At 40.6% G+C, this 256-nt stretch carries 1 protein-coding gene; it reads left to right on the top strand.

Features of this window, described 5'->3' with window-relative positions:
• Positions 1–256: glycosyltransferase family 2 protein (locus tag R0J87_RS22280; protein WP_498889039.1), on the top strand; the 256-nt coding region annotated here is incomplete at both ends.

Raw genomic sequence — 256 nt, 5'->3', positions numbered from 1 at the left:
ATTATTCCCGTCCACAATCGCAAAAACATTACCCTCAAGTGCTTAGAAACCCTAAAGCAGTGTGGCGATTTAGATCGCTATTATACAATTGTTGTCGATGATGGTTCTACTGATGGCACAAGCGAAGCCATTACCAATTTATATCCAGAAGTCACTATTCTTACTGGTGATGGGAATCTTTGGTGGACAGGTGCAATTAGAAAGGGAATGGAATATGCTTATGAACGAGGTGCAGAATACTTTATCTGGCTGAATG

It is taken from the genome of Halomonas sp. SIMBA_159 (assembly GCF_046536035.1).
GTDB lineage: Bacteria > Pseudomonadota > Gammaproteobacteria > Pseudomonadales > Halomonadaceae > Vreelandella > Vreelandella venusta_A.
The sequence above is the reverse complement of the archived record's forward strand: the minus strand, read 5'-3'. Positions and strand labels throughout refer to the sequence as shown.